Below are 25,610 nucleotides of genomic sequence, written 5' to 3'. Positions count from 1 at the left end.
GAAACGGCGTTTTATTGTGGAGGCTTTATGGCTACCTCGGTCACACCTAACATCACTGACTTTTTATCGCATATCGACCCATTTGATAAGCTTCCTACTCACCTCGTCGAACCTCTTGCCAACGCTGTCGTCGTTAAGTACCTCACACAAGGGGAGAGTATTGAGTTCAGTTCGCACTGTGAGCATCGGTTTCTCTACATTATTCGTACCGGCGCGATTGAGCAGCGAACTCAATCGGGAGCGCTTCGAGCACGCTTAGGTGAAGAAGACCAGTTTGGTTTCACGTTTCTAAAACCTCTTGAAAAGGCGGAAGATGGCTATCAAGCGACCGCCATAGAAGACAGCTTACTTTATCTTATTCCTCATCAAGTGGTACAAAGTACCTGCATAGAACACCCTGAATTTGCTAACTACTTTGCCAGCCAAGCGAATATCCGCTTAAGCTCTGCCGTCGACTACGTGAGCCAGAAAGAAGAAAAAGGACTGTTTTTCCGCCAAGTGGAAGAGATTGCCAGCGAAAACGTGGCCATCGTCGATCATGAAGACTCCATTCGCCACGTCGCACAACAAATGTGTGGTCCACAACGCAGCTCATGTGCCGTCGTGATGCATAATAGTGACATCGTTGGCATGGTCACAGACAGAGATATGACCCGAAATGTCATTGCCGACGACATCTCCTCCGACACCGCAATCAAGCAGGTGATGAATCGTAAGCCGATTCTTGTCAAACATGATGACAAAGTGATTCAAGCCATTTCACTGATGCTGCAATACAACGTCCGTTGCTTACCTGTGATTAAACATGGGGCAGTCGCAGGTTTGTTGACAACCACACACCTCGTACACAATCACAAGACGCAATCCCTGTTTCTCATCGAGAAAATTAAATACGCCAACTCCGTGACAGCGCTTGCCGCGTTAAAGGGAGAGAAAGAGACCATTTTCCATGCGTTGGTTGAAAGTGGCATCAGTGCCGAGATCCAAGGCCAAGTAATGTCGATGATTATGGATGCGTTTACTCGACGAATCATCCAGTTAACCGAGGATTTACTTGGTCCCCCTCCATGTGACTACGCTTGGTTAGTTGCAGGATCGCATGCCAGAAACGAAGTCCATATGCTGTCAGATCAAGACAGCGCCATTGTTCTTTCAGATGAAGCGACGGATGACGACATGATGTATTTCACACATCTCGCGATGCGAGTATGCAATGGCTTAGCGGCATGCGGCTACCCTCTGTGTGACGGAAAGTATATGGCCGCATCACCAAAATGGTGTCAGCCCGTTAGCCGCTGGAAACACTATTATCAAAAGTGGGTATCGAGCCCAGAGTACAATAAATTATTGAGTATCAGTGTTTTTCTGGAAGTCAGAGCAATACATGGAAACAGTGACTTTGTAGAGCAAATCCAGCACTTTATGCACCAGTGCATACATTCAAGTTCCAATTTCATACCAGCACTCGTTAATGATGCTATCGATACTCAACCGCCGTTAGGCATCTTCAACAACTTGGTTCTAGAGAAAAGTGGCACCAATTCCAACACCTTAAACATCAAGAAATATGCGCTTAATCTCATCATCGATCTGGCGAGGATCTTCAGCCTAGCAGGAGGTGGCTCACTTACGGGTACAGAGGAACGTTTTCGTTTTGCCGTTAGCGCCGGAACCTTATCTCAAGATGGTTGTGACAATATCATCGGTGCCTTTCGTTTTATTTCTCAAGTGAGATTTCGTCATCAACTTAATGCCATTAATGCAGGCAAAACGCCCGACAATCACATCGATCCGCAAGAGTTCAGTAGTTTTGAGCGAAAGCACCTAAAAGAGGCATTTAAAATCATCAGCGAGCTGCAAGATTCAGCCAAACTTAAATTTGTGCAAGGTAGGTAAAAATGTGGACACGATGGTTTAACAGAAAAAAGACTCGAGATTTAGAGCAAGTTCGGCAATCCACGGTGCCAGAAGAGCATTGGCCAGACGAACTTTCCGACTTTATCTCGACGCCGTTGTGTAATATCGACACCACGCTTTCAGACGCTCGCTACGTCGCTATCGATATCGAGACGACAGGTCTATCCCGCGAAGACAAAATACTGTCTATCGGCATGATTGATCTCGATGTCCACGGAATTGATCTATCTAGTAGTGAAGAGCTGCTCGTTACACACGGTGAACATGTCAAAGCGGTTTCGGCACAAATCAATGAACTCACACCTGCTCAATTGGCCTTGGGAGTCAATATCCACGAAGCTATGGCGCGGGTTCTAGATCGGATTAAAGGTAAGGTGATCCTTGCACATTGCAGCCATATCGAGAAGCAGTTTTTAGACGCCTATTTTCACGACTACTTCCAGCTCGAACAACTCCCATGTTACTACCTCGATACACTGAAACTAGAGAAACGCTACAGTTATTCCGGAAAAACAGAGCAACATGCCAGCTACCAGCTCGACGACCTTAGACAGCACTATCGCTTGCCGAGATATCAATCTCATTCAGCGGCAAGTGATGCCTTAGGGTGTGCTGAAATTTTTTTGGTGCAAGTTAAAAAGCTCAACTTGCACGCTATCACGATTCGCGAGGCGCAGTGCTAAACCTGAATAGTTCAGAGCGACCATCCCATTTCCAGTGACGATTGAACTTTCTAACAGAATCGATACAATGCTCAACGCTTACAATAAGCAAACGTTTAATTTATTCTCAGGGCGGGGCGAAATTCCCCACCGGCGGTAAGTTGTTCTTCACTATTAATGATGAAACAACAAGCCCGCGAGCGCTCGATTCGTCGAGGTCAGCAGATCTGGTGAGAAGCCAGAGCCGACGGTTACAGTCCGGATGAGAGAGAATGAAAATACATCACCGAAGTCATCTTTGGTGATGCCTTTCGTTTTGGCTGGAGTTTTAGGACTCTAGTGCTCATATATGCCCTGATTCTGGTGATATTTTAGGAGTTAACCATGAATCAGTCCTCTTTACTCGCCGAATTCGGTGACCCAATTACCCGCGTTGAAAATGCACTTATCGCCTTAAAAGAAGGTCGTGGTGTGTTGTTACTCGATGATGAAGATCGCGAAAACGAAGGCGATATTATTTATTCGGTGGAATCTCTGACCACCGCTCAAATGGCGTTAATGATTCGCGAATGCAGCGGCATCGTTTGCCTATGTTTGCCAGAAGAGCAAGCGGATCGTCTAGAGCTCACGCCAATGGTTGAGAACAACAACAGCGCCAACCAAACCGCATTTACCGTATCAATTGAAGCGAAAGTAGGCGTAACCACAGGTGTCTCCGCGCAAGATCGCGTGACAACGATTAAAACGGCGGCAAATCCAACTGCGAAGCCGTCTGATCTGGCTCGCCCGGGCCACGTATTTCCGCTTCGTGCACGCAAAGGTGGCGTACTGACACGTCGTGGACATACAGAAGGTACCATCGATCTAATGCAGATGGCAGGGTTACAGCCTGCTGGTGTGCTTTGTGAAGTGACCAACCCAGATGGTAGCATGGCGAAAACGCCAGAAATCGTCGCCTTTGGTAAGCTGCACAATATGCCAGTGCTAACGATTGAAGACATGGTGCTATACCGCCAACAGTTCGATCTCAAACTGGCGTAAACCAGAGCCAAGTGCGCGGACTCTCCTGCGTGCTTGGCATTTTCTCGCTAACCAACTGCGGCAGTGACGACCTTGAACATCCAATTACAACGCCTTATTGAACAAGACTCGCAACGCATGGCGATTCTACGCTTAGTCTCTAGCTTCAACTTACCTCAAGGTTACATCGCCGCTGGATTCGTGCGAAATCTTGTCTGGGACACGCTTCATCACCACACAAACTCAACGCCGTTGAATGATATCGATGTGATCTATTTCGACTCTGAAAACCTAGATGCGGCGCAAGATCTGGCGATTGAAGCGCAACTCAGCGAACAGATGCCAGAGCTTACTTGGCAAGTGCGAAATCAAGCCCGCATGCACGAGCGAAATGGAGATAAGCCCTATTTGGATGTGGTTGATGCCATGAGTTACTGGCCAGAGAAAGAGACCGCTGTCGCTGCCAAAATTAACGCGGATGGAATGGTCGAATGCATCAGCGCGTTTGGTTACGAATCTTTGTTCGCTCTGCATATCACGCATAACCCCAAGCGAGACATCAGCAGCTTTGACCAAAGAGTCACGAGTAAAAACTGGTTAACACTTTGGCCAAAGCTTACTGTCGTAAGGAACTCGGTTTAAGCAGCGACGACGTTGCTTTGTGACTGACGATGCTTCGTTTCTATCGCCGCAAACAGTGCCAATAAAATCAGTGCTGCAATGGAACCTGCGAACGAGACATACAAGGTGCTGTAGTAGTTAAACAGCTCTCCAACCACACCGACGGAAAGGCTCGCCACCAGCATGCTGACGTTAAGCATATTTGAGAACAAGGTTGATGCCGTGCCCAAGCGATCTTTCATCATATCTTGAAGCACCACCATTCCAAGCGTGGCGCACACACCGATAAAGAAGCCATTCAGCAGTTGCGCAGCAAGCATGGCGGCGAAGCTGGTACTCATCAGCATCACGAAATAGAACGCGATGCCACTTGCAATGCCCATCATCAACAGTTTGATGGTCCCTACCCGCTCTGCTAGCCTACCTGCGCCAAGCATAATTGGAATTTCACACAGTGCTCCCGCGCCAAATAGAATCCCTAGCCAACTTGGATCCACCATTAATTCTTGCGATAAGTAAAGCGGCATACTGGTGATGTAAAGGTTGTTCGCTGCGAAGGCAAACACCACCACCAAGCAATAGACAGCAATCAAATGATTGGCCGTTTGAGGAGCTTTAGTGACCGCTTGTGGTTCTTCTTCTGAATCTTGTTTAACAACGCCATTGGGCAAGTACTTAGCAATCACCAAAATGGAGACACTGACAATCGTCGCCGAAACACCAAACGACGCATTGTAGCCAAAGCTCGCTTTAAGCATAAATGCTAATGGAGGACCGAACACCCACGCAATGGCAATACCAGCACGCATGGTTGACAGGAAGGTGGTGCTGTCTTCGACATAGCGATCGCCGTACTCGCGCCCCAAAGCAAACAGCTGCCCAAATGCGGCGCCACTGACGCTACCAAACACAGTCGCGATGGTGATGGCGAGCCAATAATCCCGCACCACGATAAAGCTCGATACAGTGATGAGATAGCAAGTCAGCGCCACCAGCAAAATCGTTTTGCGCTTCCAGTTCTTATCTGATTGTCTTGCGATCAGCTGCGACACTACCACCGCACTGACAACCGCCATCACCATATAAAGGCTCAGCATCATCGGCGATGCACCCAATTCTTCGACAATGAACAAACTCGATAGCGGATAAAAAAAGGCCCCGCATAAACCAGTAACGAACGCGGTGATGATAAACAACAATGCTGTTTTATCTTTCAACATATGTGGGGCTCCTTTGAGTTAAGTGTGTGAGTTAGTGAGGCTACAGTTTAATCAAAGATATGCAGGCCCATTGATAGTATTCGAGCTACCTCTAATACTAATCCTTCAACTTACCAAACTCCTTTGACAGAAAAGCAACAGTTACCCTAATCTTGGTTGGTCAGATTAGGAGCTGAGCGATGAAGCCGTATATTGAAAATGTGATGGACACACCGAGCAACGATTGGATCGTGCGCGAGTATCATTGCCGAATCAAAAAAGAAGAATTTGCCTGCTCATGGCACTATCACACCGAATACGAACTGGTGCTTTATCAAGACCCAGATAACGTCTTTAACGGGAACTATTTTGCCGGAGATTCGGTCGGCTCCATTGGCCACAACACCCTATTGCTTTATGGTCCGGGGCTACCTCATATGATCACAGGTCAGCTCAATGGCTCCGATGAAAAACCGCATCACTCCGTCATTGTCTGGCTCAAACATCACTGGATAGAAAAACTGCAAGCCACAATTCCAGAAGCTCGAAACATCAAACGCTTACTCGAAGACTCTGCCTATGGCCTCAAATTCAGCCCTACCGTTTCGCAGCAGGTGTCTGACCTGTTGACTGGAATCGAAAACCTAAATCGAGCCTTTCAGGCGGTTCGGGTGATAGAAGTGTTGCTGTTACTTGCCGGTGATGGGCAGTCAGAGAAACTTTCCGCCTCTCCTTATCGAATTAGCCAGTTATCTGGCAACCGCGAAGCGCGGCAAAAAGTGCAATTAGCCACACACTATATTGAGGAAAACTACGCCAAAGCGATACGCATCTCCGATTTAAGTAAAAGCCTGCACATGAGTGAAAGCTCTGCGTATCGTCTGTTTGAAAAGCACTATGGGGTGAGCTTTTCGGATCACATCAAACAGTTTCGCATCGGCAAAGCCTGTGAGCTGCTAGCAAGTACATCGTTACCTATTGCGTTGGTGGCCGAAAACACAGGCTTTCAAAACCTTTCAAACTTTAATCGCCAGTTCAAAACGGTGAAAGAGATGACACCAACCCAGTTTCGCAACCAGTTCCAACAGGCGATAAAATAGGACAAACTTTCCGTCAAAGCACGTCATTGCCTGATCCCAATAGAGCACCGCTGCGTAAGGGTATTAAACTCTGTTAAGCAAATGAATGAACATGACCACCATCCGCCTCATCTTAGGTGACCAACTCAATATCAAGCACTCTTGGTTTCAGCACCAAGACGACAGCGTGTTGTATGTTATCGCTGAACTCCATCAGGAAGCGAGTTACACCACTCACCACATTCAAAAGCACTGCGCCTTCTTTGCGGCCATGACCAGTTTTGCCGACGAGCTTAAGCAACTCGGCCATCAGGTGCTCTATCTCGACTTAGATCAGAGTGAACAACATCAAGACTTGCCTCACTTGCTTGCAAGCCTTGTCGAGCAACATCAAGCCACTCACCTTGAGTATCAACGCCCCGATGAATACCGTTTGCTCAAGCAGCTAGAGGCGCTCGCTATTGAAGGGGTGACGAGCACTATGGTGGATAGCGAGCACTTCCTGTTCCCGTTTGAGGAAATTGCCGAGGCTTTTCCGGCCGGTAAACACATCTTGATGGAGCACTTTTACCGCAAAATGCGCCGACGCTTCAATCTACTCATGGAAGGCGACAAACCGGTTGGGGGAAAATGGAATTTAGATGCCAACAATCGCAACGCGTTTAAAGAGGACGACCTAGAGGCGATCCCGAACCCACTGATGTTTGCCACAGATGTCAGCGATATTCTGGCAAGACTTGAACGCCACAAGGTGAAAAACATAGGTGATGTCTCCAACCCACTGATTTGGCCTATCAATCGTAGCCAAGCTCTTAATTTATTGGCGCATTTCTGCCAGCACTGCTTGCCGCGATTTGGTTTTTTCCAAGATGCCATGACAGACCGTCACCCAGCAAGTTGGAGCTTGTATCACAGTCGACTCTCTTTCGCCCTTAACAGTAAGTTGATTTCCCCTCTTGAAGTTGTCACTAGTGCCATCACCTATTTCGAAAAGGCCAACGGCGACATTTCATTGTCGCAGATTGAGGGGTTTGTGCGTCAAATTATCGGTTGGCGGGAATACATTCGCGCGGTCTACTGGGCAAACATGCCCCAATACAAAACGCGAAATCATTTTGATGCAAAACGCCCACTGCCAAATTACTTCTGGACAGGCAAGAGTGGGATGAACTGCCTTAACCAAGTGGTTGGCCAATCTCTGGAGCATGCCTACGCTCATCACATCCAGCGCCTTATGGTGACTGGCAACTTCACACTGCTGGCGGGGATCAACCCTGATGAAGTCGATGAGTGGTATTTGGGTATTTACATAGATGCCATCGAGTGGGTTGAGATGCCCAACACGCGAGGCATGGCACTGTACGCCGATGGCGGGATCGTAGGAACCAAACCCTACGCAGCCAGTGGTGCTTACATCAATCGAATGAGTGACTACTGCAAATCGTGCCGCTACAAAGTAAACCAAAAAAGTGGCCCAACGTCGTGCCCACTTAACAGCCTCTACTGGCATTTTATGGTCAGACATCGAGATCGAATTGGCACTCTTCCTCGCATCGGCATGATATACCGCAATTGGGACAAGATGAGCGATGAAGCACAACATGCCATTTTAGAGACCGCAGAACGTAATCTTCAACGTTTGGAGGAGCTGTAATGAAAGTACTCGTAATCGGAGGAAGCGGCGGTATCGGTCAGGCCATCGTCAACCACCTTGCTAGCCACTACCCGCAAGTTGACGTCGCTGCTACCTATCACCGTAACCAGCCAGAGCATCAGCAGAGCCCAGTTCGCTGGTATCCACTTGATGTCGAGGACGAAGCCAGCATTAAGCAACTCGCCCAGCAGTTTGAGCAATTGGATTGGATCATCAACTGCGTGGGAATGCTGCATACACAGTACCAAAAACCAGAAAAGAACCTTGCCTCAATAAACCCAGATTTCTTCCTCAAAAGTATGGCGGTCAACTGTTTGCCTACTCTGCTAATTGCCAAACATTTCCAGCCTTTGTTGAGAAAAAGCGCTCACCCCTGCCTTGCCACCGTCTCGGCCAAGGTCGGCAGCATTACCGACAATCAACTCGGCGGTTGGTACAGTTACCGAAGTTCCAAAGCAGCCCTCAACATGACTCTCAAATCCATCGCCATTGAATGGGGGCGCTTAATGCCCAAAAGCGTGGTGGTTGCGCTTCACCCTGGCACCACCGATACCCAATTGTCTAAGCCGTTCCAAACCAACGTGCCTGAGGGAAAACTCTTCACGCCAAATTATGTGGCGACTCAGTTGATAACTATTTTGCACTCACTCAAGGCGAGCGACAGTGGCAGCTTTATCGCCTATGACGGAGAGCGATTGCCCTGGTAGCCAAAAACAAAAAAGCGCTTCGAAGAAGAGTCGAAGCGCGATGGAAAAGGTAAGGACGGGAGTTGAAGCCTACAATACCTGGATGGTGACCTTACCGCTTTTGCCCAACAATCACAGAAGTTACGACTCGCTAATCCCCCTTATGCGCGCATTGCGTCTACGCAACATTTCTAGGGTGACGAGCAACAGTACCGACATCAAAATCAACAAGCTCGCGACGGCCAAAATGGTCGGACTGATCTGTTCTCGGATCCCGGACCACATCTGTCTTGGGACCGTTCTCTGCTCGACGCCGGTAATAAACAGCGCCACCACCACTTCATCAAACGATGTCCCGAACGCAAACAAGCCACCTGAGATCATTCCCGGACGGATAAGAGGAAAAGTCACGTGGCGAAACGCGTAAATGGGATTGGCTCCTAGGCTGTACGCTGCTCTAACTAAACTATGATCGAAGCCACTCAAGGTCGCCGTTACAGTAATCACCACAAAGGGCGTCCCTAACGCAGCATGAGCCAGCACAATGCCTACAAAGGTTTGGGAAAGGTCTAACCGCGTGTAGAAAAAGTACATTGCAGCGGCAGAAATGATCACAGGAACAATCATCGGTGAAATCAAAAACGCCATAATGGTATTGCGAAATGGGACATTGTTCGCCGCGAGCCCCATCGCCGCCAACGTACCCAACGCTGTGGCTACAATAGTGGCGCAAATCGCAATCAGGGTGCTGTTTTTCAGGGCGTTGATCCACTGCTGGTTAGAAAACATATCCACGTACCAACGAATCGAATACGCCTCAGGATCCAAACTCAACATTCCTTCGGTAAAGGTAAAATAGGGGGTGGCGTTAAATGAGAGCGGAATAATGATTAAGATTGGCGCAATCAGAAACAAAAACACCAAAGTACAAAACCCTAAGTAGCCATAATACGCAACGCGCTCGCGGCCACTACAGTAGCTCGGCAGTGCCATAATTAACCTCCTACCTTAATATTGTTAATACCAACGACACGATTAAAGAGGTAAAACAGCACCAGCACCACAGCCAGAAGTAATCCACCTAGCGCAGCTGCCATCCCCCAGTTCAGTGACGTCTGCATGTGATACGCGATCATGTTTGAAATCATTTGCCCACTTCGTCCTCCAACCAGCGCAGGCGTAATGTAAAAACCGATGGAAAGAATGAACGTCAGCAGCGCCCCCGCGCCAATGCCTGGTAGAGTGAGCGGCATGTAAACCTTAATGAAAGCGGTCGCTGGCGTCGCACCTAATGACCTAGCGGCGCGAAAGTAACTGGGGCTGATGCCCTTCATGACACTGTAGAGAGGCAATATCATAAACGGCAGCAGGATATGAACCATGGCGACAATGGTGCCAAAGGTATTGTGTACCATCGCCAGCCGTTCGGAAGTCACCCCAGACCAAATCAACACATCATTGATCACTCCTTGGTTTTGCAGTAGCACAATCCAAGATGTCGTTCTCACCAATAGCGAGGTCCAAAAAGGGAGCAGCACCACAATCAGCAACAAGTTCGCCTGCTTGTCTGGCAAATTGGCAAGCAGATAAGCCACCGGATACGCCATCACTAAGCAGATCAAAGTAATAGTGAGTGACATTCCAAACGTCTTGCTAAATAGGTCGACGTAGACTTGGCGCGTCTCTGGCTGAGCGCTGATGTTACCTTGGTCGTCATAACGCATATCGAGCGCGGCAAGGTAATAACTCAAGGTGTAAGGAGAGCTTAAGGTCTTCAATGCCGACCAATAGTGCGGCTTAGCCCAACGTTTATCGAGTTGTTGTATCTCCTCCGCGCTGACAGGAAGGCGCTCTAACTTCGCCAGTTTTCGCCCCGTTTTCATCATTAAACTGCGCATTCCCGACACTTCGATATTCAATCGATTAGCCAGTTTAGGCAGTGTTTTATCTTGATAGCGCGCCTTCAGCTCTTGCATAAATTGCTGCTGGATCGCCACGCTTGGCAAACCTTGATAGTCCCACTGTTTGATCACTTTTGCCGTTTGAGGAAAACCACTCGGTACCGCTTGATTGTCGACACTGCGATACAGCATCTCAACGATTGGAAAAGCAAAGGTGACGCAAATAAAACAGACCAAAGGAAGAATAAGCAAAAGGGATCGAATCTGTTTCTGTCGTTCAGCACGCTTCAATTGAGATTTAAGATCTGGCTTAGGTTTAGCCAGCTTTCTTTGCAAGGAAATGACCGAAGCAAGTCCACTCAGTTCACAGCTCATGCCACTTCCTCCTGCTCAAAGGACTCTTTCGGACAATCAAGCGCATGACAATCTTGGCGGTTCCAGCCGATCGCAAAGACCCCTCCGAGCTTAAACGCTTGCGAATGGCGATGACCGTTGGTGACCTTAACCACCAGATCGCCCACACCCGAAACACTGACGACCAGACGATGGTGATCGCCGTGATAAATCAGCTCTTTCAAAGTGCCCGTTACTTGGTTATCACACCCATCCAGTTCCGGCGTAATACTGATTTTCTCAGGACGTATCGACAACAATGTCGGCTCGCCAACATCACTCACACTTACCGCTTTCGCCGACAGTTGCTGCGGTCCAACCTGAACTAAGCAATGGTTACAATCAAGCGCCTCAACCGTACCGAAGAGTTGGTTGTTTTCGCCAATAAACTGCGCCACAAAGGCATTGCTGGGTGATTCGTACAGATCCGTCGGCGACGCCAACTGCTGAACCGCGCCGTGATTAAACACCGCAATGCGATCAGACATGGTCAAGGCTTCATCCTGATCATGGGTCACGTACAAAATGGTAATGCCTAACTTCTCATGCAAGTGCTTGATCTCAAGTTGCATTTGCTCTCGAAGCTGCTTGTCGAGTGCCCCTAAAGGCTCATCCATTAACACCAGTTTTGGCTCAAACACCAATGCTCGCGCCAACGCAACACGCTGCTGCTGACCACCTGAAAGCTGCTTTGGGTAGCGGTTCGCCACATGCTCAAGCTCTACCATTTTCAAAGCGGCATCGACTTTGCGCGAGACCTCTTCCGAAGGCAATTTTCTGACCTTGAGCGGAAAGGCGAGGTTTTCTGCAATCGTCATGTGTGGGAACAACGCATAGTTTTGAAACACCATACCAATGTCTCGTTTATGCGGTGCAAGATTATTGACCGGCGTGCCATCAATGTAGATTTCGCCGCCCGTAGCGGTTTCGAAACCTGCCAACATCATCAAACAGGTGGTTTTTCCAGAGCCAGACGGCCCAAGCATGGTGACAAACTCGCCGGGTTTGATGTCTAAGTTAAAATCCTTTACCACCAAGTTTTCACCATCGTAGGTTTTCTGAACGTGCTGAAAGCTGACGTACTCTTTATGCATTGTCATGGTTGTTCCTTTTCGACAAATCAATCACCCAATCCAGCTAGGTAAACAGCTTAACGCCCTAATAAGCCGTTTACGTAAAGGGATTGAAGGCAGAGTCTCCCCCTGCCTTTCTCTCTGAATTAACGGTTTATAGGTTGTACTTAGAAAGATCTGGGCGAGTTGCCATCGCATGCTCCACCATGGCGATCACCCGGGCACGCTCTTCCCCTTTGAGGTTTTGGCGAGGGGCACGCACTTGCTCACTGCCGCGGCCACACACTTGTTCTGCCAGCTTAATACACTGGACCAGCGTCGGAATCGTATCCAAACGCAGCAAAGGTAGGAACCAGCGATAAATCTCTAACGCTTCCGCGTAGCGACCTTGACTCGCCAGCTTGTAGATTGCCACCGATTCCGCAGGGAAAGCGTTGGTCAGACCGGAAATCCAGCCAGTGGCACCAAGCATTAATGACTCTAGCGCAATGTCGTCGACGCCACTAAATACGGTGAAACGATCATCAAAACGATTGTACAACTCAGTAATGCGGCGCGTGTCGGTCGTTGACTCTTTTACCGCGACAATGCTCTCGCAACTCACCAATTGCTCCATCATATCTAGGCTGACATCGACCCCGTAAGAGACTGGGTTGTTGTAAATCATGATCGGCATTTCTGGGGTCGCTTCTGCGAGCGTTCGGTAGTAGTCCACCGTCTCACTGTCTGATGTGCGATAAACCATCGCAGGCATCACCATGCAACCATCAATACCGATTTTTTGCGCATCCTGCATATATTGCACAGAAGCTGTTGTGATTGATTCAGCGGTGCCCGCAATCAAGGGCACACGGCCTGCAACAACCTCGTGCGCCGCCTTTAAGACCTGACGCTTCTCTTCTGGGTACAGCGCGCAGTTTTCGCCCACCGTGCCTAGACAGATGATGCCATTCACGCCATCGTTAATTTGATTATCAATGACGGTTTGAGTCGCATCTAAGTCGATGGTTTGATCCGCGCGAAATTGAGTGCTGACCGCTGGGTACACACCTTTCCAATCTACTTTCATTTTTACCTTCCATTTGTATATTGTATGCAATTTTAACAGTCGCACGAATACGACTATCCGACGTTGGGTCTACCCCATAAACGATTGTGTATCTTGTTGATCGAGAATGAACCTTACCGCCGCAAGATCCGCAAGTGCGCTACCGACCGATTTGTACAAGGTGATTTCAGAATCATCGGTTCTGCCGATGTGCTTGCCAGCGCACAGGTCTGTTAGCTCAGCGTTTATCGCCTCTGCTGCAAACTCATCATTAGCAATCGGAATTAGCAACTCTCCCGCTTCGGCTAACACATTAACTCGGCTATCAACAAACACACTGGAACGTTGAATGCTTGCGCTATCGCACTCACGTTTATCTTTGTCATGGTTACCAATCAGATCGATATGCGTACCCGGCAGCACCTTTGTGCCATCAAACAGTGGCTGCGCCGCTCCTGTGACACAGGTGATCGCATCGACCTCAGCGAGGTGTTCATCGACTCCTGACACCGCTTCAACATGGTAACGGCTGGATTCAGCTAACGACTGATATTCACTGCCAGACAAAATCTTATCAACGGCGGCCTGCGCTTTTTGGCAGTCTCTGCCCCACACCAGCACCCTTTTTATCGGCCGAATGGCTGCGTATGCCCACGCCATGTAAGGCGCAAGGTTGCCAGTCCCGCAAATGAGCAACGTCTCTGCATCCTTCCTTGCCAGATAGTCAGCCGCAAGCGCCGAAGCCGCTGCGGTGCGCCAGTATGTGAGTACCTTGCCATCGAGTAGCGCTAGCGGCTCCCCATGCGAGCGATCAAAAGCGAGGATCTTCGACGCTAAACTGTCTCGCCCTTGCAAGCAGTTATTGGGAAAGTAGGTGAACGCTTTTACCGTGATCAAAGAGTCATTCCATGCCGGCAGCAACGCAAAGGCATCATACTCTCCCTCTTTCAAGGGCATAACACGGCGCTGAGGAATCGTCGCGTGCTGCTGATACGTTTGGCGCATCGATTCAATCAAACCTTGCATCGAAAGCGACTGGACGATTTGCTTTGCATCGAGATTAAGCATTATTGTTTCCTTGTTGAGAGGCGGAAAAGACCGCCTCGTTGACCTCAAATTAATTCAAAAGCCAAGTATTGAACTCTTCGTTCAACTCGTCGGCGTAATCTGACCACCACTCGTCATCGATAAGAAAAGCGGTCTTAAAATTGTTTGGTGCGGTTGGCAGACTCGCCAAGATCTCTTGACTGATTTGTGCCGACGACGATTTACGGGTTGGCCCATAAGCGACATATTTCGCCTGATCCGCAAGAGGCTGTGTGCCGGAAGAGAATTTAATGAACTCTAAGGCTAACTTGGTATTTGGACTGCCTTTCGGAATCGCCCAACCATTCATGTAGCCCAGTTGATGATCCCAAATGATTTTGAACGGCTGGCCTTCTTCTTGAGTCGCACTATGAATGCGACCGTTAAACGCGGATGCCATCACCACTTCTTTGTCTGCGAGCATTTGTGGTGGCTGTGCGCCAGTTGTCCACCAAACCACATGAGGTTTGATGGTATCGAGTTTGGCAAAGGCACGAGCGCGACCTTCTGGTGTTTCTAACACGTCATACACTTCTGCTGGCGCAACCCCATCAGCAATTAACGCCCACTCTAAATTCCCCTGCGGCATCTTTTGTAAAGCTCGGCGACCTGGATATTGAGTGATGTTGAACAGGTCGACTAATTTGTTCGGTGCGGCTTTGCCTGCAAATGCCTCTTCGTTGATGGTGAGAACCGTTGAAACCACAATGGTATTCACCGCACATTCATGGATAGCGCCAGGAATAAAGTCTTTGTCGGCTGGCGTGCCATCATCCCCTGCGGGCAGAATGCTTGGGTCTACCGGTTCAAGTAACCCTTCCGCGCAGCCTCGGACGATATCGGGTTTATCTAACGAGACCAGATCCCAGCGAACCTTGTTGGCTTCTACTTGTGCTTTAATCTCGGCAAGACCACCGCTGAAGTCTTCTGAGATCAGCTCAACGCCTGTTTTGGCAATGAATGGCTTGTGGTAAGCCTCGACTTGGCTGTGAGTAAATGCCCCACCCCAAGAGACTACCGTTAACTTCTCTTCAGCGTTCGCAACGCTTGATGTCCCTAGCAGCATTCCAGAAATCAAAAGTGCCAATGGTGTAAATGTCTTTCTTGACATGTTTGGTGCTCCTTTTTGTTGTCTCAACAGGGCATTCCCTGAAATTTTCAGACGCCTGAATACTGCTGCTAGGCATCAACTTTGATTAACTTTTTATTAACATAATGCACTGGTATATTTTATACAATATTTAATTTTAAAAATTTTTAGCCAAAACGCGATAAACGAAATGGGGTGAGATCCAGCGCGGTTTTTTTCTGATGTCTTAATTGAGCGATGAGATCTGCTGTCACCGCCGCTTGCGTGAGACCTAAATGTTGATGGCCAAACGCGAAAAGAATTTTGCCGTCATAGAGGCTATCAATCACCGGGAGAGAATCTGGTAACGAGGGGCGATTTCCCATCCATTGCTCACCCATTTCGGTGCTCTCAGACACGCCCGAAAGCAACCCTTGGGCCAGTTTTTTTAACATCATTGAGCGTTTCATATTGGGCGGCGATTGCAATGCTGCGTACTCGACGGTGCCAGCTAACCTAAGCCCACCTTCCATTGGCGTCATAATAAATTTCCGATCGGCAGAGCTAACCGGAAACGGCAAACCGTCAGTTAATGTTGGTAACATAAGGTGATAACCTCGCTCCGCTTGGAGAGGGATTTTTTTACCTGTCATGCGTTTTACCAGCTTCGCAGACTCCGCACCGGTGGCAACGATAACCCGATCAAATGGCTGCATCTGATTATCACCGACCACTGACAGCGTATCCCCCGCATGCACATCATCAACCTGATGATGCACAAACCGACCACCGAGATTTTCGAACGCCATTTTTAGCTCAAGGCAGATTTTATAAGGGTTTAGGGTATGACCCGTGTCTGGGAAAAACACACCATGCTTTACCCGATGGGATAAGTTGGGTACCTGTTTTCGAATCGCTTTCGTCCCCCACAGTTGGTACGCCACCCCCTGTTCATCAAACCCTTTCAATGTTGCGCCATAGGCTTTGAACAGGGCATCACTTTCGAACGTCAGTAGCGACCCTTGCATCATAATCAGATGGCGAAGACCGACCGATTCAAGCAAGGAAAACCAGCTCGACATTGCGTGTTCGTTGAGCTTAGTAAGTGCCTGCGTGGCATGTTGTGTTGGTGCTTTTCTCGCTTTTAGTAAGAAGCGCACCATCCAACCTAAGGTTTGCGGTAAGTCTTGGAAACGAATCGACACTGGGCTCGACGGTGACAACAACATCTTCGGTAATTGAGGAAACAAAGCGGGAGTCGCCAATGGAAAAATCTGCTCGGTAGCAAAGTGCCCTGCGTTGCCTTTCGAGCACCCTTCCCCCGCACCAGATTTATCAAATATCGTCACCTTATCGCCATGTAATTGAAGCTTTAGAGCACAGCATAACCCAATAATACCGCCGCCAATCACGGCCACATTTTGACCAGAAGTTGATTGTTCACTGACCATTTATTTCTGCTCCTTATCACGTTTCCAAAACAAAATTGTATAAAATATACTTAACATCACGATAACATCCAACTCCAACAGTTCAACCAATTTCCTATTCAAGGAGCGAAAAATGAGACAAGGGACCTTCTTCTGTATCGATGCTCATACCTGTGGAAACCCAGTTCGATTAGTTGCTGGAGGCGTACCGCCATTGCGCGGTGAAACCATGAGTGAAAAGCGCCAGTTCTTTCTTGAGCACTACGATTGGATCCGTCAGGCGTTGATGTTTGAGCCCCGTGGCCACGCCATGATGTCAGGATCTGTGGTTCTCCCTCCCTGCAGCGACAATGCCGATGCTTCGATCCTGTTTATTGAAACCAGTGGGTGCTTGCCGATGTGTGGCCATGGAACCATAGGCACCGTCACATCAGCGTTGGAACACAAACTAATTCGCCCACGAGAAGAAGGTCGCTTGATTTTGGATGTTCCGGCTGGGCAAATTGAAGTGCATTACCAGCGTCGAGGCGAGAAGATCACCTCAGTTAAGATCTTTAATGTGCCTGCTTACCTTGCCCATCAAGATGTCACCGTTGAGGTGGAAGGGCTTGGGGAAATCACCGTCGATGTATCCTATGGCGGCAACTACTACGTCATTGTCGATCCTCAAGAGAACTATCGCGGATTAGAACACTACTCGTCAGATGAAATTTTAATGCTCAGCCCGAAAGTTCGTGATGCTGTCTCCAAAGCGGTGGAATGCGTCCATCCCAATGATCCGACGGTGTGTGGCGTCTCCCATGTACTTTGGACGGGCGCGCCAACCAAACCAGAATCAACGGCCAGAAATGCCGTCTTTTATGGTGAAAAAGCGCTCGATCGCTCGCCTTGTGGGACCGGAACCAGCGCGCGCATGGCTCAGTGGCACGCGAAAGGAAAACTCAAGCAAGGTGAAGACTTCGTCCACGAAAGCATTATTGGCAGCCTATTCACGGGTCGGATCGAAGGAATCACAGAAGTGGACGGTCGAGCCGCGATTCTGCCGAGCATCGAGGGCTGGGCGCAAGTCACCGGACACAACACAATTTGGGTCGATGATGAAGACCCGTACGCATTTGGTTTTGAATTAAAATAGCTCTAAGGATCTGATATGCATACCTTTCATGCCCTAAACCCTGCCACCGAGCGACCACTGTCTGGCGAATTTCCAGAGCATGGCGCAAAAGAGGTGGATCTTGCTGCTATGGCCGCAAGTGAAGTGGCAAAAGCTTTTCGCCAAACCACCCCAGAACAGAGAAGTTCACTCTTGCACGCCATCGCCGACGCTTTGGAAGGCGCCCGTGACGCCATTGTCGCCAGAGCCGAATTAGAATCTGCCCTGCCCAACGCCCGACTTAATGGTGAGCTAAGCCGCACGACCGCGCAGTTGCGTTTATTTGCCGACGTCGCTGTGGGTGGCTTATGGCAAGAAGCGATTTTTGACAGTGCCAATCCTGATCGTCAACCATTGCCCAAGCCTGACATTCGTCGCCACAATATCGCATTGGGGCCTGTAGCCGTGTTTGGCGCGTCAAACTTTCCTCTCGCTTTTTCGACAGCTGGGGGAGATACCGCCTCTGCTCTCGCAGCGGGCTGCCCTGTGATTGTCAAAGGCCATCCGGCTCACCCGGGAACCAGCGAGATTGTTGCCCAATGTATTGCCAAAGCGCTTGAGCAAGAGCAGCTCCCGCAGGCGATCTTCACGCTGCTTCAGGGGACCAGTCATGAATTGGGGCAAGCTGTGGTTACTCATCCGAGTATCAAAGCGGTTGGCTTTACTGGCTCTATCCATGGTGGGCGTGCGCTGTTTGACCTTGCCCAGCAACGCCCAGAACCCATTCCTTTCTTCGGTGAACTCGGCGCGTCTAACCCTGTTTTTATTTTGCCTCAACGTATGGACAACCAAGCAGAGTCATTGGCGGAAGAGTGCCTCATGTCGATGAATATGGGCTGCGGCCAGTTTTGTACCAAACCCGCAGTTGTCTTTATTACCCAAAGCGACGCCAGTGAACGATTCCTACAGGCAATGCGCGAGGGCATTAAGGCTCAAACAGGGCAAACCATGCTCACATCCGGCATTAAGTCTAACTATTTGACCCAAAGTCAACGGCGCGCTCAGCAATCTGGGTTAACGCAGACTCAGTCTTCTCCAGAATCTGGCGTACCCTCAATCTTGTTTGAAACCACCAGCGAGATTTGGCGCACGAATCCGCAGTGGCAAGAAGAGATCTTTGGCCCTCAATCGATCGTCGTCGTGTGCAAAGAGAGCGAAGAGATGATCAGTTTGAGTCAAAGCCTTGCAGGAAGTTTGACCGCAACGATCCACGCAGACGCCGACGATTATCCGCTCGCCAAGCGCCTGTTACCTGAGCTAGAAGAAGTCGCGGGGCGCATTGTCTTTAACGGTTGGCCAACGGGTGTGGAGGTCAGCTACGCGATGGTACACGGAGGCCCTTACCCTGCCTCTACCATGCCCGCCAGTACCTCGGTTGGCGCAGAAGCGATCAAGCGTTGGCTCCGCCCTGTTGCCTATCAATCCGTACCAGACGCGCTTCTGCCATGCAGCTTACAGCAAGACAACCCCCTCAATGTTCGTTGCAGTGTGGACGGCAAGTAAACTTTGTACAAAGCCAGCACAGCTCGGCTGGCTTTGAAAATATAATTATCAATAACTTAAGACATCTTGCTTCTCAATTTGTAACACTGCACTATCGCATTGATTAGGTGAATAGATTGTTTTATTCACGCAGCACAAATTAGGAGCAACGATGTTTCCATCACCCCAAAAGCGTTTGATCAAATCCATCGCTCTAGAGGTTGCACCTCGACTGGCGGTCAAGTTTGGTAATAAAGCCTTTTATGATCCAGGAGAAATCGACTGGGTACTCTCCCAATTAGGTAAAGAGCAAGACAGCAAGTATTGTCGCTGTGCATACGCCATGATCACCCAGCAAAGCTTTTATGATTGGCTGGATCTCGAGAGCGAATTTGGTGAACAAGCGGAGTTTCTAAGAGAAGTCAGCATGGCGCTGTTTAAGCAAGTTGCCCTACCCAATTTTGAAGCCTACCTTGAGTACGCCAAGATCCACGCGGTGAATTCGAGTCACCCAACCAATACCTCACTCGACAATGCAGGCGTGATCGATTTTGGTTCAGACTCTTCAGGCGATGGTGGCATTTTTTAGCTTGTCTGTATTCCAAACAAATCAATTACGTGACGTCTCATCATCCCAAGCCGCTTTCCGTTCGTTGCACCCAACAGGGATGAAAAAGCCAACCTCGGACGAGGTTGGCACTCTTACCAAATTAGGGGGTCGGTAAGATTAAGACAGTGCGAGCACACCATGAATATCCATTTAAATCACTTCTCATAACCACACATCAAACTTTCCCAATCGAGCCGTATTGAGAGCCTTCAAAGAGTGCCACCCAAACCAGCTAAAGATGCTCATCTGCACAGTGACCAGCTTTGAGTAATACAAGACGTTCGGCGTTGCGAAGTCTGAAAGATCTTAACCCGTTGTCGCGCCTTTAAGGTTACAAAACAACACGGGTTTGTAAGTGATGACTTACAAAATCGTTCCTTTGTAACCCAGAATTTAGACCCAGTTCGATTGAGAATCTCGGTCGAAAATAGCATCATATTGAAAACTCGCAGCAGGGACGTAAGGTGATGGAAAACAAGCAGATACTCGTCGTTGACGACAACTTGGATCTTAGAGAAGCATTGTCTGATTATCTGGGTCGCGCTGGGTTTGAAGTCATGGGTGCGGGCAATGGACGCGAGATGTGGCAACAACTCAAAAAACATACTCCAGATCTTATTATTCTCGATATTATGATGCCGGGTGACGACGGATTTACCTTGTGCCAGAAGCTGCGCCGAGATTCCCAAATCCCGATCATTATGCTCACCGCCGTCACCGAAGAAGCAGACCGCGTCGCTGGACTCGAAATGGGCGCCGATGATTACATCACCAAATCGTTTAGCCCAAGAGAACTGCTGGCAAGAATCAAAACCATCTTACGCCGCAGCCAACTTAATCCTCAAACTCAGTTAGCCAGAAAAGTCCGCTTTGATGACTGGTCCCTCGATACCGTTACTCGCCAACTAACCCGCCTTGAAGACCATCAAGTCAAACAACTGAGTGGCGCCGATCTCTCCTTACTCGGCTTGTTCGTCAACAACGCTAAATCAATCCTATCCCGTGATGATATCGCCCGTGAAATTTGGGGCAGAGATGCCGACCCCTTTGAGCGTGGTATTGACGTCCAAATCAGCCGCCTTCGCCACCACTTGGAAGACAAAGATCGTTCCTTGATATTAACCGTGCGCAACAAAGGTTACATGCTGACAACGGACGTCCACTATGAGAATTAAAACCTGGACTCGTTCACTGGTATTTCGCACCAGTATTTTCCTGCTTTTAGTGATCATTCTTGCTCAACTTCTGTCGGGTATGATTTGGTATCAACACGCCAACGAACGAGACAAACAAGGCTTAACCAACACGGTGAAAAGTTTGGCACTCAGTGCTTCATCGACCATCTCCTTTTTCCAAACCTTGCCCTCTGAATACCGACACCTTGTGCTCAATCAACTACGCAATATGGGCGGCACGCGTTTTTTTGTCTCACTCAATAATCACCATATCGAAACCCCGCCTTTGCCCGACAGCGAACGCAAAACCTTGGTTCTAAGCGAAGTCAAACAGGTACTTTCATCCGAGCTGCAAGATATCCCCAACATCTCGGTGGAGTTTACCCAACGCGACAATTTAAGAGTGTTTAATAACGAACTGCCGATTGATGAACTGCCGTTACTTTGGGCGCATTACTCACTCTCGTTTGGGGCGCTTAATCCTCCAATATTGGTGATGCAGGTCGAAGTCGATGAAAACGAATGGTTCTACCTTGCTGCGGTGTTGCCTGCCCCGTACGTTAATCTTGAGACCCATTACTTTGATATTCGTGAGTGGATCACCTTACTCTTGTCTGCGCTACTGCTGCTGATTTGTACATGGTTTGTCGTTCGCAAAGAGATTCAACCTATTCGTGAACTCGCCAAAGCCGCTACCTTAATGTCGAGCAGACTCGATATTCCTCAGGTCGAAGAGCGCGGCAGCAACGAGCTCAAAGCCGCCATCCGAGCCTTCAACAAAATGAATCGGCGCATCGATAGCCACATTAAGGATCGCGAAATGCTGTTTGGCGCGATCTCCCATGACTTAAAAACGCCCATTGCTTGCCTCAAACTGCGCGCAGAAATGCTTGACGATGACACAGACAGAGAACGCTTTACCCGACTCGCGAATGACCTCGACTTGATGGTCAAAGGGGCTTTGCAATGCATCAAAGAGACGGACATCCACGAAGAGATTGAACCCATAGACTTCAATCAGTTAATTGAGCACATCGCCACCACAGTGACGCCGGAAACCGAGCGCATTCAAATTCAAGGTTCTATCGAGTCTGCGGTGGCCGGAAAACCCCTTGCGATTAAGCGCTGCATTCAAAACCTCGTCGATAATGCGTTGAAATATGGCGATAAAGTCAATATTCAGCTTTTCGATAGTGCCGATGCCGTGAACATTGTCATTGATGATCATGGTGAAGGCGTCGATGAGGCGATCCTCGATAAACTGTGCCAACCCTATTACCGAGCCAATAAAACACAAGAAGGCTCTGGGTTAGGACTGACTATTTCCCAAAGCATTGCGAAAGCGCACGGTGGCTCTCTTGCTCTTAGCCACTCTTCATTTGGCGGGTTGCGCGCCACGCTATCTTTCCCAAGAGACTCACTATGAACAAATTGGCGATTTATCTTTCGACCCTGTCACTGACCGCCGTTGGGCTCACCGCCCCTCGCGCAGCAGAGGTTGAATTCCTTCATTGGTGGACATCCAAAGGGGAACAACACGCGATGGACGTGTTAACCCAACATCTAGAAAAACACGATATTCAACTGGCACCGAAGCCCGTCTTGGGCGGTGGCGGTGACAGTGCGATGACGGTATTACAAGCACGAGCGCTGGCAGGAAATCCACCCAGTTTTGCACAAATTGAGGGCCCAAGCATTCGAGCATGGGATGCAATTGGCATACTCCATGATATGAACGCCGTGGCTAAAGCCCATCAATGGGATGCCACCCTCTACCCCCTTTCACAGCAGATCAACCAATCTGCCAATGGTTATGTTGCCCTGCCGTTAACTCTGCATCGACTCAACTGGTTGTGGGTGAACCACCAGCTATTGTCTGAGCTCAACCAACCGGTGCCGACCACTTGGCAAGCGATGTTTACGGTGATGGAACAAGCCAAAGCCCAAGGCATCAACCCACTCGCTGTCGGCGAGCAGCCTTGGCAAATTGCCCAGTTATTTGAAAATCTGGTGATTGCCACGGGCGGGGTGGATTTCTATACGCGAGCAATGGTCGACCTCGATCCAGACAGCATCAATAGTGACACTTTACGCGCAGCATTAGCCCAGTTCCGTCGCCTAAGTTTACTGATTGATAACACCTTGCCCAACACAAGATGGGACACCGCGACGAAAGCACTCGCAAGCAACCAAGCCTTGTTCCAACTCGGAGGTGATTGGATTCTTGGTGACCTGGTTGCGAAAGGCGTAGAGGTGCCGAACCAGATAGGCTGCTACCCCGCCCCCGAAAGTGACGACGTTTTCCTTTATAACATGGACAGCTTGATCTTTATGGTGAGCAAATCGTTTCCTAAAGACCAAGCCAACCATGTGGCCAATGTGTTGGCAGACCCAGAATTTCAGGCGCAATTTAACCTACGCAAGGGGTCCATTCCGGTACGAACCGACATTGCACTCACCGACTTTAACCCTTGCCAAATCAAAGCCTATAAAGCCTTTAAAAAGGGAGTGGCACAAAACAAAGCGGTGCCAAGCATGATCGACTCCATGGCCGTCAACCCTGTCGCCCAACAAGCCATCAACTCGGAGATATTTCGTTTCTACCGCAATAAGTCGCTCACCGAGGAGAGACTGATTAAGCGCATTATTGCCATCGCTGAAAGTCACTAACTCACATAGGTAAGATGAACAATTGACCTACCCCCCAAAAACGGGGCGAGTTAAAAGCGGAAAGTCGCAATCCCAATCACCAATGGTATATTGAATACAATTTATTGTGATTTAGATATACCGGAGACTGGGATGTCGCAAAAACCCGTTTTTAAAACTCGAACGCAGTTAGTTGAAGAAGCCATTCGCAGCAAAATTCTCAAAGGTGAGTTAAAAACTGGCCAGCCTCTGCGCCAAGATGCCTTGGCCAAAGAGTTCAATGTCAGCCGAATTCCCGTTCGTGAAGCCTTAATGCAGCTGGAAGCACAAGGACTCGTCAGCTTCGAAGCCCATAAAGGGGCAACCGTGACTGAGCTTTCGCCAGACAAGATCGACGAGCTGTTTGAGCTAAGAGCCGTTGTCGAATGCCACATCCTCGAGCGCGCGATTCAAAACATGTCCGATGAGGATCTGGCGCGTGCCAATGAGATTCGCGCTAAGTTCGATGATTTGGTCAATCGTGGCGATGAAGTTGAAGAGTGGAGCAATTACAACTACGAACTGCATAAAGCCCTCTATGCTCCTGCCAACATGCCTGAAACCATGGATGTTATTTACAACTTGAACACCAAATGCGACCGCTATATTCGTATGCAACTGCTGTTTACCGAGGGCACTGCTAAGGCTGATAAAGAGCACAAAGCGCTCCTTGAGATGTGTCAAAATCGTGATATTGAAGGGGCAAAATACATGCTGAAAAAACACATCCTCGAAGCGGGCGCAGCCATTCGTGACCTGCTACTAGAGCGTCAAAGCTAAGCGCGACCAGACAACTCCAACATAAAGAAGTGAGTACCCACTATGCACATTGGTCCAGAGTTTTTGCTTGCAGCCATTCGGCAAAAGATTCGTGATGAAGGGCTTTGCTACAGCGCTCTTTCCGATAAAACTGGCGTGCCGCTGTCAACAATCAAGCGGCACTTACACAACCCTGCATTGGGTCTCGACAAAATACTGATGTACACCACGCACCTCAACACCAACTTGGTGGAGTTGTCGACACTCGCCATTCAAATCCAAAGAGACAACGAGCAATTTTTGTCCGATGAACAAAACGCGCTATTTGTCGAATATCCTTACCTGTTGGATTTCATCTACTTAGTGACCTCCTGCAATCGGTCTCCAAAAGAGATCGCGCAAGAGTACCAACTGTCGGATACCAGCTTACGCTTTTACCTCAGCATTGCTGAAATCCTCGGCTACATGGAGAACCACGGAGATAAAATCTTCTACCGTTCGGGTCGCCGCTTTATTATGGAAGAAGGCACAGAGCTCGATACATTGTTTAAACGACGATTCGAACAGATTTCTATGGCAGACGATACCGTCTCTCAAGTGTGTCAGGCTCGGGTTCGCCTCACCGCCGAACAGAGGCTAAAACTTGAGCAGGAGATCGATCAAAAGATCAGTGAAATGCACGCAGCCAACTGCGCAAATGAGACGGGCGAGTTGACTAACGTGATGCTGCGCAGTATTCCCGGTCAACAGATATTTTTTGCCGACACGCTGCCAGAAATTACTGGAGAATTACTCAAAGAAGTCTCCGCTCGATTTCGCCGCCAATAATCTGATCACACCTAAATGAGCAAAAAGATTTTTTTGCTCATTTTTTATTCAGATTCACTTTCTAAGACCAGCAGTCT

Annotated in this window: 23 protein-coding genes and 1 riboswitch; of the genes, 15 read left to right on the top strand and 8 right to left on the bottom strand. The window is 48.9% G+C overall.

Features of this window, described 5'->3' with window-relative positions; all coding sequences use genetic code 11:
• The first annotated feature begins 27 nt into the window (after positions 1-27).
• From RJ47_RS11825 to RJ47_RS11810, 4 genes are all read left to right on the top strand, one after another.
• The gene (locus RJ47_RS11825) at positions 28-1,896 is read left to right on the top strand and encodes a DUF294 nucleotidyltransferase-like domain-containing protein (RefSeq protein ID WP_039483971.1); all 1,869 of its coding nucleotides are present in this window, start codon (positions 28-30) and stop codon (positions 1,894-1,896) included.
• A 2-nt stretch (positions 1,897-1,898) separates the two neighbouring features.
• Complete coding sequence (locus RJ47_RS11820) at positions 1,899-2,600, top strand: 3'-5' exonuclease (protein WP_039483969.1); 702 nt, start codon at positions 1,899-1,901, stop codon at positions 2,598-2,600.
• Between the two features lie 98 nt (positions 2,601-2,698).
• A riboswitch (FMN riboswitch) is annotated at positions 2,699-2,857 on the top strand.
• A 106-nt stretch (positions 2,858-2,963) separates the two neighbouring features.
• Positions 2,964-3,620 (top strand): 3,4-dihydroxy-2-butanone-4-phosphate synthase, encoded by a 657-nt coding sequence (gene ribB / locus RJ47_RS11815; protein ID WP_039474971.1) that lies wholly within the window; start codon positions 2,964-2,966, stop codon positions 3,618-3,620.
• A gap of 117 nt (positions 3,621-3,737) precedes the next feature.
• Positions 3,738-4,241 carry a nucleotidyltransferase family protein gene (locus RJ47_RS11810; RefSeq protein WP_052237944.1) on the top strand — a complete coding sequence of 168 codons (504 nt, stop codon included), beginning with the start codon at positions 3,738-3,740 and terminating at the stop codon, positions 4,239-4,241.
• Here the strand turns inward: RJ47_RS11810 and RJ47_RS11805 are convergent.
• A complete protein-coding gene (locus RJ47_RS11805; RefSeq protein WP_038135982.1) occupies positions 4,238-5,440 on the bottom strand; it encodes a sugar efflux transporter in 1,203 nt (400 codons plus the stop codon). The genes RJ47_RS11810 and RJ47_RS11805 overlap by 4 nt on opposite strands.
• A 179-nt stretch (positions 5,441-5,619) precedes the next feature.
• Between RJ47_RS11805 and RJ47_RS11800 the strand changes: the two genes are divergently transcribed.
• From RJ47_RS11800 to RJ47_RS11790, 3 genes are all read left to right on the top strand, one after another.
• On the top strand, positions 5,620-6,519 hold the full coding sequence (locus RJ47_RS11800) for a helix-turn-helix domain-containing protein (protein WP_039483965.1): 900 nt from the start codon (positions 5,620-5,622) through the stop codon (positions 6,517-6,519).
• An 85-nt stretch (positions 6,520-6,604) separates the two neighbouring features.
• On the top strand, positions 6,605-8,152 hold the full coding sequence (locus RJ47_RS11795) for a cryptochrome/photolyase family protein (RefSeq protein ID WP_039483964.1): 1,548 nt from the start codon (positions 6,605-6,607) through the stop codon (positions 8,150-8,152).
• The gene (locus RJ47_RS11790) at positions 8,152-8,859 is read left to right on the top strand and encodes an SDR family oxidoreductase (protein WP_039483963.1); all 708 of its coding nucleotides are present in this window, start codon (positions 8,152-8,154) and stop codon (positions 8,857-8,859) included. The genes RJ47_RS11795 and RJ47_RS11790 overlap by 1 nt, the downstream gene beginning before the upstream one ends.
• Positions 8,860-8,979: 120 nt before the next feature.
• Here RJ47_RS11790 and RJ47_RS11785 read toward each other — a convergent pair whose 3' ends face one another.
• The 7 genes from RJ47_RS11785 to RJ47_RS11755 form a co-directional block, all read right to left on the bottom strand.
• Entirely contained in the window at positions 8,980-9,831 is an 852-nt protein-coding gene (locus RJ47_RS11785) for an ABC transporter permease (protein ID WP_005469635.1), read from the bottom strand.
• A gap of 2 nt (positions 9,832-9,833) precedes the next feature.
• Positions 9,834-11,114: an ABC transporter permease gene (locus RJ47_RS11780; RefSeq protein WP_039483962.1), complete on the bottom strand. Its 1,281-nt coding sequence runs from the start codon at positions 11,112-11,114 to the stop codon at positions 9,834-9,836.
• Positions 11,111-12,232 (bottom strand): ABC transporter ATP-binding protein, encoded by a 1,122-nt coding sequence (locus RJ47_RS11775; RefSeq protein ID WP_039483961.1) that lies wholly within the window; start codon positions 12,230-12,232, stop codon positions 11,111-11,113. The genes RJ47_RS11780 and RJ47_RS11775 overlap by 4 nt, the downstream gene beginning before the upstream one ends.
• A gap of 127 nt (positions 12,233-12,359) precedes the next feature.
• A complete protein-coding gene (locus RJ47_RS11770; protein ID WP_039483960.1) occupies positions 12,360-13,274 on the bottom strand; it encodes a dihydrodipicolinate synthase family protein in 915 nt (304 codons plus the stop codon).
• A 69-nt stretch (positions 13,275-13,343) separates the two neighbouring features.
• Complete coding sequence (locus RJ47_RS11765; RefSeq protein WP_039483959.1) at positions 13,344-14,321, bottom strand: ornithine cyclodeaminase family protein; 978 nt, start codon at positions 14,319-14,321, stop codon at positions 13,344-13,346.
• Positions 14,322-14,370: 49 nt separating this feature from the next.
• A complete protein-coding gene (locus RJ47_RS11760) occupies positions 14,371-15,450 on the bottom strand; it encodes a polyamine ABC transporter substrate-binding protein (protein ID WP_038187537.1) in 1,080 nt (359 codons plus the stop codon).
• A 146-nt stretch (positions 15,451-15,596) separates the two neighbouring features.
• Positions 15,597-16,859, bottom strand: coding sequence for an NAD(P)/FAD-dependent oxidoreductase (locus tag RJ47_RS11755; protein WP_039483958.1), 1,263 nt, complete (start codon positions 16,857-16,859; stop codon positions 15,597-15,599).
• 112 nt (positions 16,860-16,971) lie between these two features.
• Here RJ47_RS11755 and RJ47_RS11750 point away from each other — a divergent pair, with 112 nt between their 5' ends.
• The 8 genes from RJ47_RS11750 to RJ47_RS11715 all read left to right on the top strand — a co-directional run bounded on the left by RJ47_RS11750 (position 16,972) and on the right by RJ47_RS11715 (position 25,533).
• Positions 16,972-17,973 (top strand): 4-hydroxyproline epimerase, encoded by a 1,002-nt coding sequence (locus tag RJ47_RS11750; RefSeq protein WP_039483957.1) that lies wholly within the window; start codon positions 16,972-16,974, stop codon positions 17,971-17,973.
• Positions 17,974-17,988: 15 nt separating this feature from the next.
• Complete coding sequence (locus RJ47_RS11745; protein ID WP_039483956.1) at positions 17,989-19,494, top strand: aldehyde dehydrogenase (NADP(+)); 1,506 nt, start codon at positions 17,989-17,991, stop codon at positions 19,492-19,494.
• A 151-nt stretch (positions 19,495-19,645) separates the two neighbouring features.
• The gene (locus RJ47_RS11740) at positions 19,646-20,062 is read left to right on the top strand and encodes a hypothetical protein (protein ID WP_039483955.1); all 417 of its coding nucleotides are present in this window, start codon (positions 19,646-19,648) and stop codon (positions 20,060-20,062) included.
• A 488-nt stretch (positions 20,063-20,550) separates the two neighbouring features.
• Positions 20,551-21,258: a response regulator transcription factor gene (locus RJ47_RS11735; RefSeq protein ID WP_039483953.1), complete on the top strand. Its 708-nt coding sequence runs from the start codon at positions 20,551-20,553 to the stop codon at positions 21,256-21,258.
• Complete coding sequence (locus RJ47_RS11730) at positions 21,248-22,684, top strand: ATP-binding protein (RefSeq protein ID WP_039483950.1); 1,437 nt, start codon at positions 21,248-21,250, stop codon at positions 22,682-22,684. The genes RJ47_RS11735 and RJ47_RS11730 overlap by 11 nt, the downstream gene beginning before the upstream one ends.
• Positions 22,681-23,928 carry an ABC transporter substrate-binding protein gene (locus tag RJ47_RS11725; protein WP_039483949.1) on the top strand — a complete coding sequence of 416 codons (1,248 nt, stop codon included), beginning with the start codon at positions 22,681-22,683 and terminating at the stop codon, positions 23,926-23,928. The genes RJ47_RS11730 and RJ47_RS11725 overlap by 4 nt, the downstream gene beginning before the upstream one ends.
• A gap of 132 nt (positions 23,929-24,060) precedes the next feature.
• Positions 24,061-24,726 carry a GntR family transcriptional regulator gene (locus RJ47_RS11720; protein WP_039483947.1) on the top strand — a complete coding sequence of 222 codons (666 nt, stop codon included), beginning with the start codon at positions 24,061-24,063 and terminating at the stop codon, positions 24,724-24,726.
• Between the two features lie 42 nt (positions 24,727-24,768).
• Positions 24,769-25,533 carry a hypothetical protein gene (locus RJ47_RS11715; protein WP_005469695.1) on the top strand — a complete coding sequence of 255 codons (765 nt, stop codon included), beginning with the start codon at positions 24,769-24,771 and terminating at the stop codon, positions 25,531-25,533.
• Positions 25,534-25,610: the final 77 nt, after the last annotated feature.

This window comes from Vibrio sinaloensis (assembly GCF_000808535.1).
Taxonomy (GTDB): Bacteria; Pseudomonadota; Gammaproteobacteria; order Enterobacterales; family Vibrionaceae; genus Vibrio; species Vibrio sinaloensis_D.
The sequence above is the reverse complement of the archived record's forward strand: the minus strand, read 5'-3'. Positions and strand labels throughout refer to the sequence as shown.

Bases quoted from the DNA above. Each gene is read 5' to 3' on its own strand.
- RJ47_RS11825 (WP_039483971.1), top strand. From the start codon at position 28: ATGGCTACCTCGGTCACACCTAACATCACTGACTTTTTATCGCATATC.
- RJ47_RS11820 (WP_039483969.1), top strand. From the start codon at position 1,899: ATGTGGACACGATGGTTTAACAGAAAAAAGACTCGAGATTTAGAGCAA.
- ribB (WP_039474971.1), top strand. From the start codon at position 2,964: ATGAATCAGTCCTCTTTACTCGCCGAATTCGGTGACCCAATTACCCGC.
- RJ47_RS11810 (WP_052237944.1), top strand. From the start codon at position 3,738: ATGGCGATTCTACGCTTAGTCTCTAGCTTCAACTTACCTCAAGGTTAC.
- RJ47_RS11805 (WP_038135982.1), bottom strand. From the start codon at position 5,440: ATGTTGAAAGATAAAACAGCATTGTTGTTTATCATCACCGCGTTCGTT.
- RJ47_RS11800 (WP_039483965.1), top strand. From the start codon at position 5,620: ATGAAGCCGTATATTGAAAATGTGATGGACACACCGAGCAACGATTGG.
- RJ47_RS11795 (WP_039483964.1), top strand. From the start codon at position 6,605: ATGAACATGACCACCATCCGCCTCATCTTAGGTGACCAACTCAATATC.
- RJ47_RS11790 (WP_039483963.1), top strand. From the start codon at position 8,152: ATGAAAGTACTCGTAATCGGAGGAAGCGGCGGTATCGGTCAGGCCATC.
- RJ47_RS11785 (WP_005469635.1), bottom strand. From the start codon at position 9,831: ATGGCACTGCCGAGCTACTGTAGTGGCCGCGAGCGCGTTGCGTATTAT.
- RJ47_RS11780 (WP_039483962.1), bottom strand. From the start codon at position 11,114: ATGAGCTGTGAACTGAGTGGACTTGCTTCGGTCATTTCCTTGCAAAGA.
- RJ47_RS11775 (WP_039483961.1), bottom strand. From the start codon at position 12,232: ATGACAATGCATAAAGAGTACGTCAGCTTTCAGCACGTTCAGAAAACC.
- RJ47_RS11770 (WP_039483960.1), bottom strand. From the start codon at position 13,274: ATGAAAGTAGATTGGAAAGGTGTGTACCCAGCGGTCAGCACTCAATTT.
- RJ47_RS11765 (WP_039483959.1), bottom strand. From the start codon at position 14,321: ATGCTTAATCTCGATGCAAAGCAAATCGTCCAGTCGCTTTCGATGCAA.
- RJ47_RS11760 (WP_038187537.1), bottom strand. From the start codon at position 15,450: ATGTCAAGAAAGACATTTACACCATTGGCACTTTTGATTTCTGGAATG.
- RJ47_RS11755 (WP_039483958.1), bottom strand. From the start codon at position 16,859: ATGGTCAGTGAACAATCAACTTCTGGTCAAAATGTGGCCGTGATTGGC.
- RJ47_RS11750 (WP_039483957.1), top strand. From the start codon at position 16,972: ATGAGACAAGGGACCTTCTTCTGTATCGATGCTCATACCTGTGGAAAC.
- RJ47_RS11745 (WP_039483956.1), top strand. From the start codon at position 17,989: ATGCATACCTTTCATGCCCTAAACCCTGCCACCGAGCGACCACTGTCT.
- RJ47_RS11740 (WP_039483955.1), top strand. From the start codon at position 19,646: ATGTTTCCATCACCCCAAAAGCGTTTGATCAAATCCATCGCTCTAGAG.
- RJ47_RS11735 (WP_039483953.1), top strand. From the start codon at position 20,551: ATGGAAAACAAGCAGATACTCGTCGTTGACGACAACTTGGATCTTAGA.
- RJ47_RS11730 (WP_039483950.1), top strand. From the start codon at position 21,248: ATGAGAATTAAAACCTGGACTCGTTCACTGGTATTTCGCACCAGTATT.
- RJ47_RS11725 (WP_039483949.1), top strand. From the start codon at position 22,681: ATGAACAAATTGGCGATTTATCTTTCGACCCTGTCACTGACCGCCGTT.
- RJ47_RS11720 (WP_039483947.1), top strand. From the start codon at position 24,061: ATGTCGCAAAAACCCGTTTTTAAAACTCGAACGCAGTTAGTTGAAGAA.
- RJ47_RS11715 (WP_005469695.1), top strand. From the start codon at position 24,769: ATGCACATTGGTCCAGAGTTTTTGCTTGCAGCCATTCGGCAAAAGATT.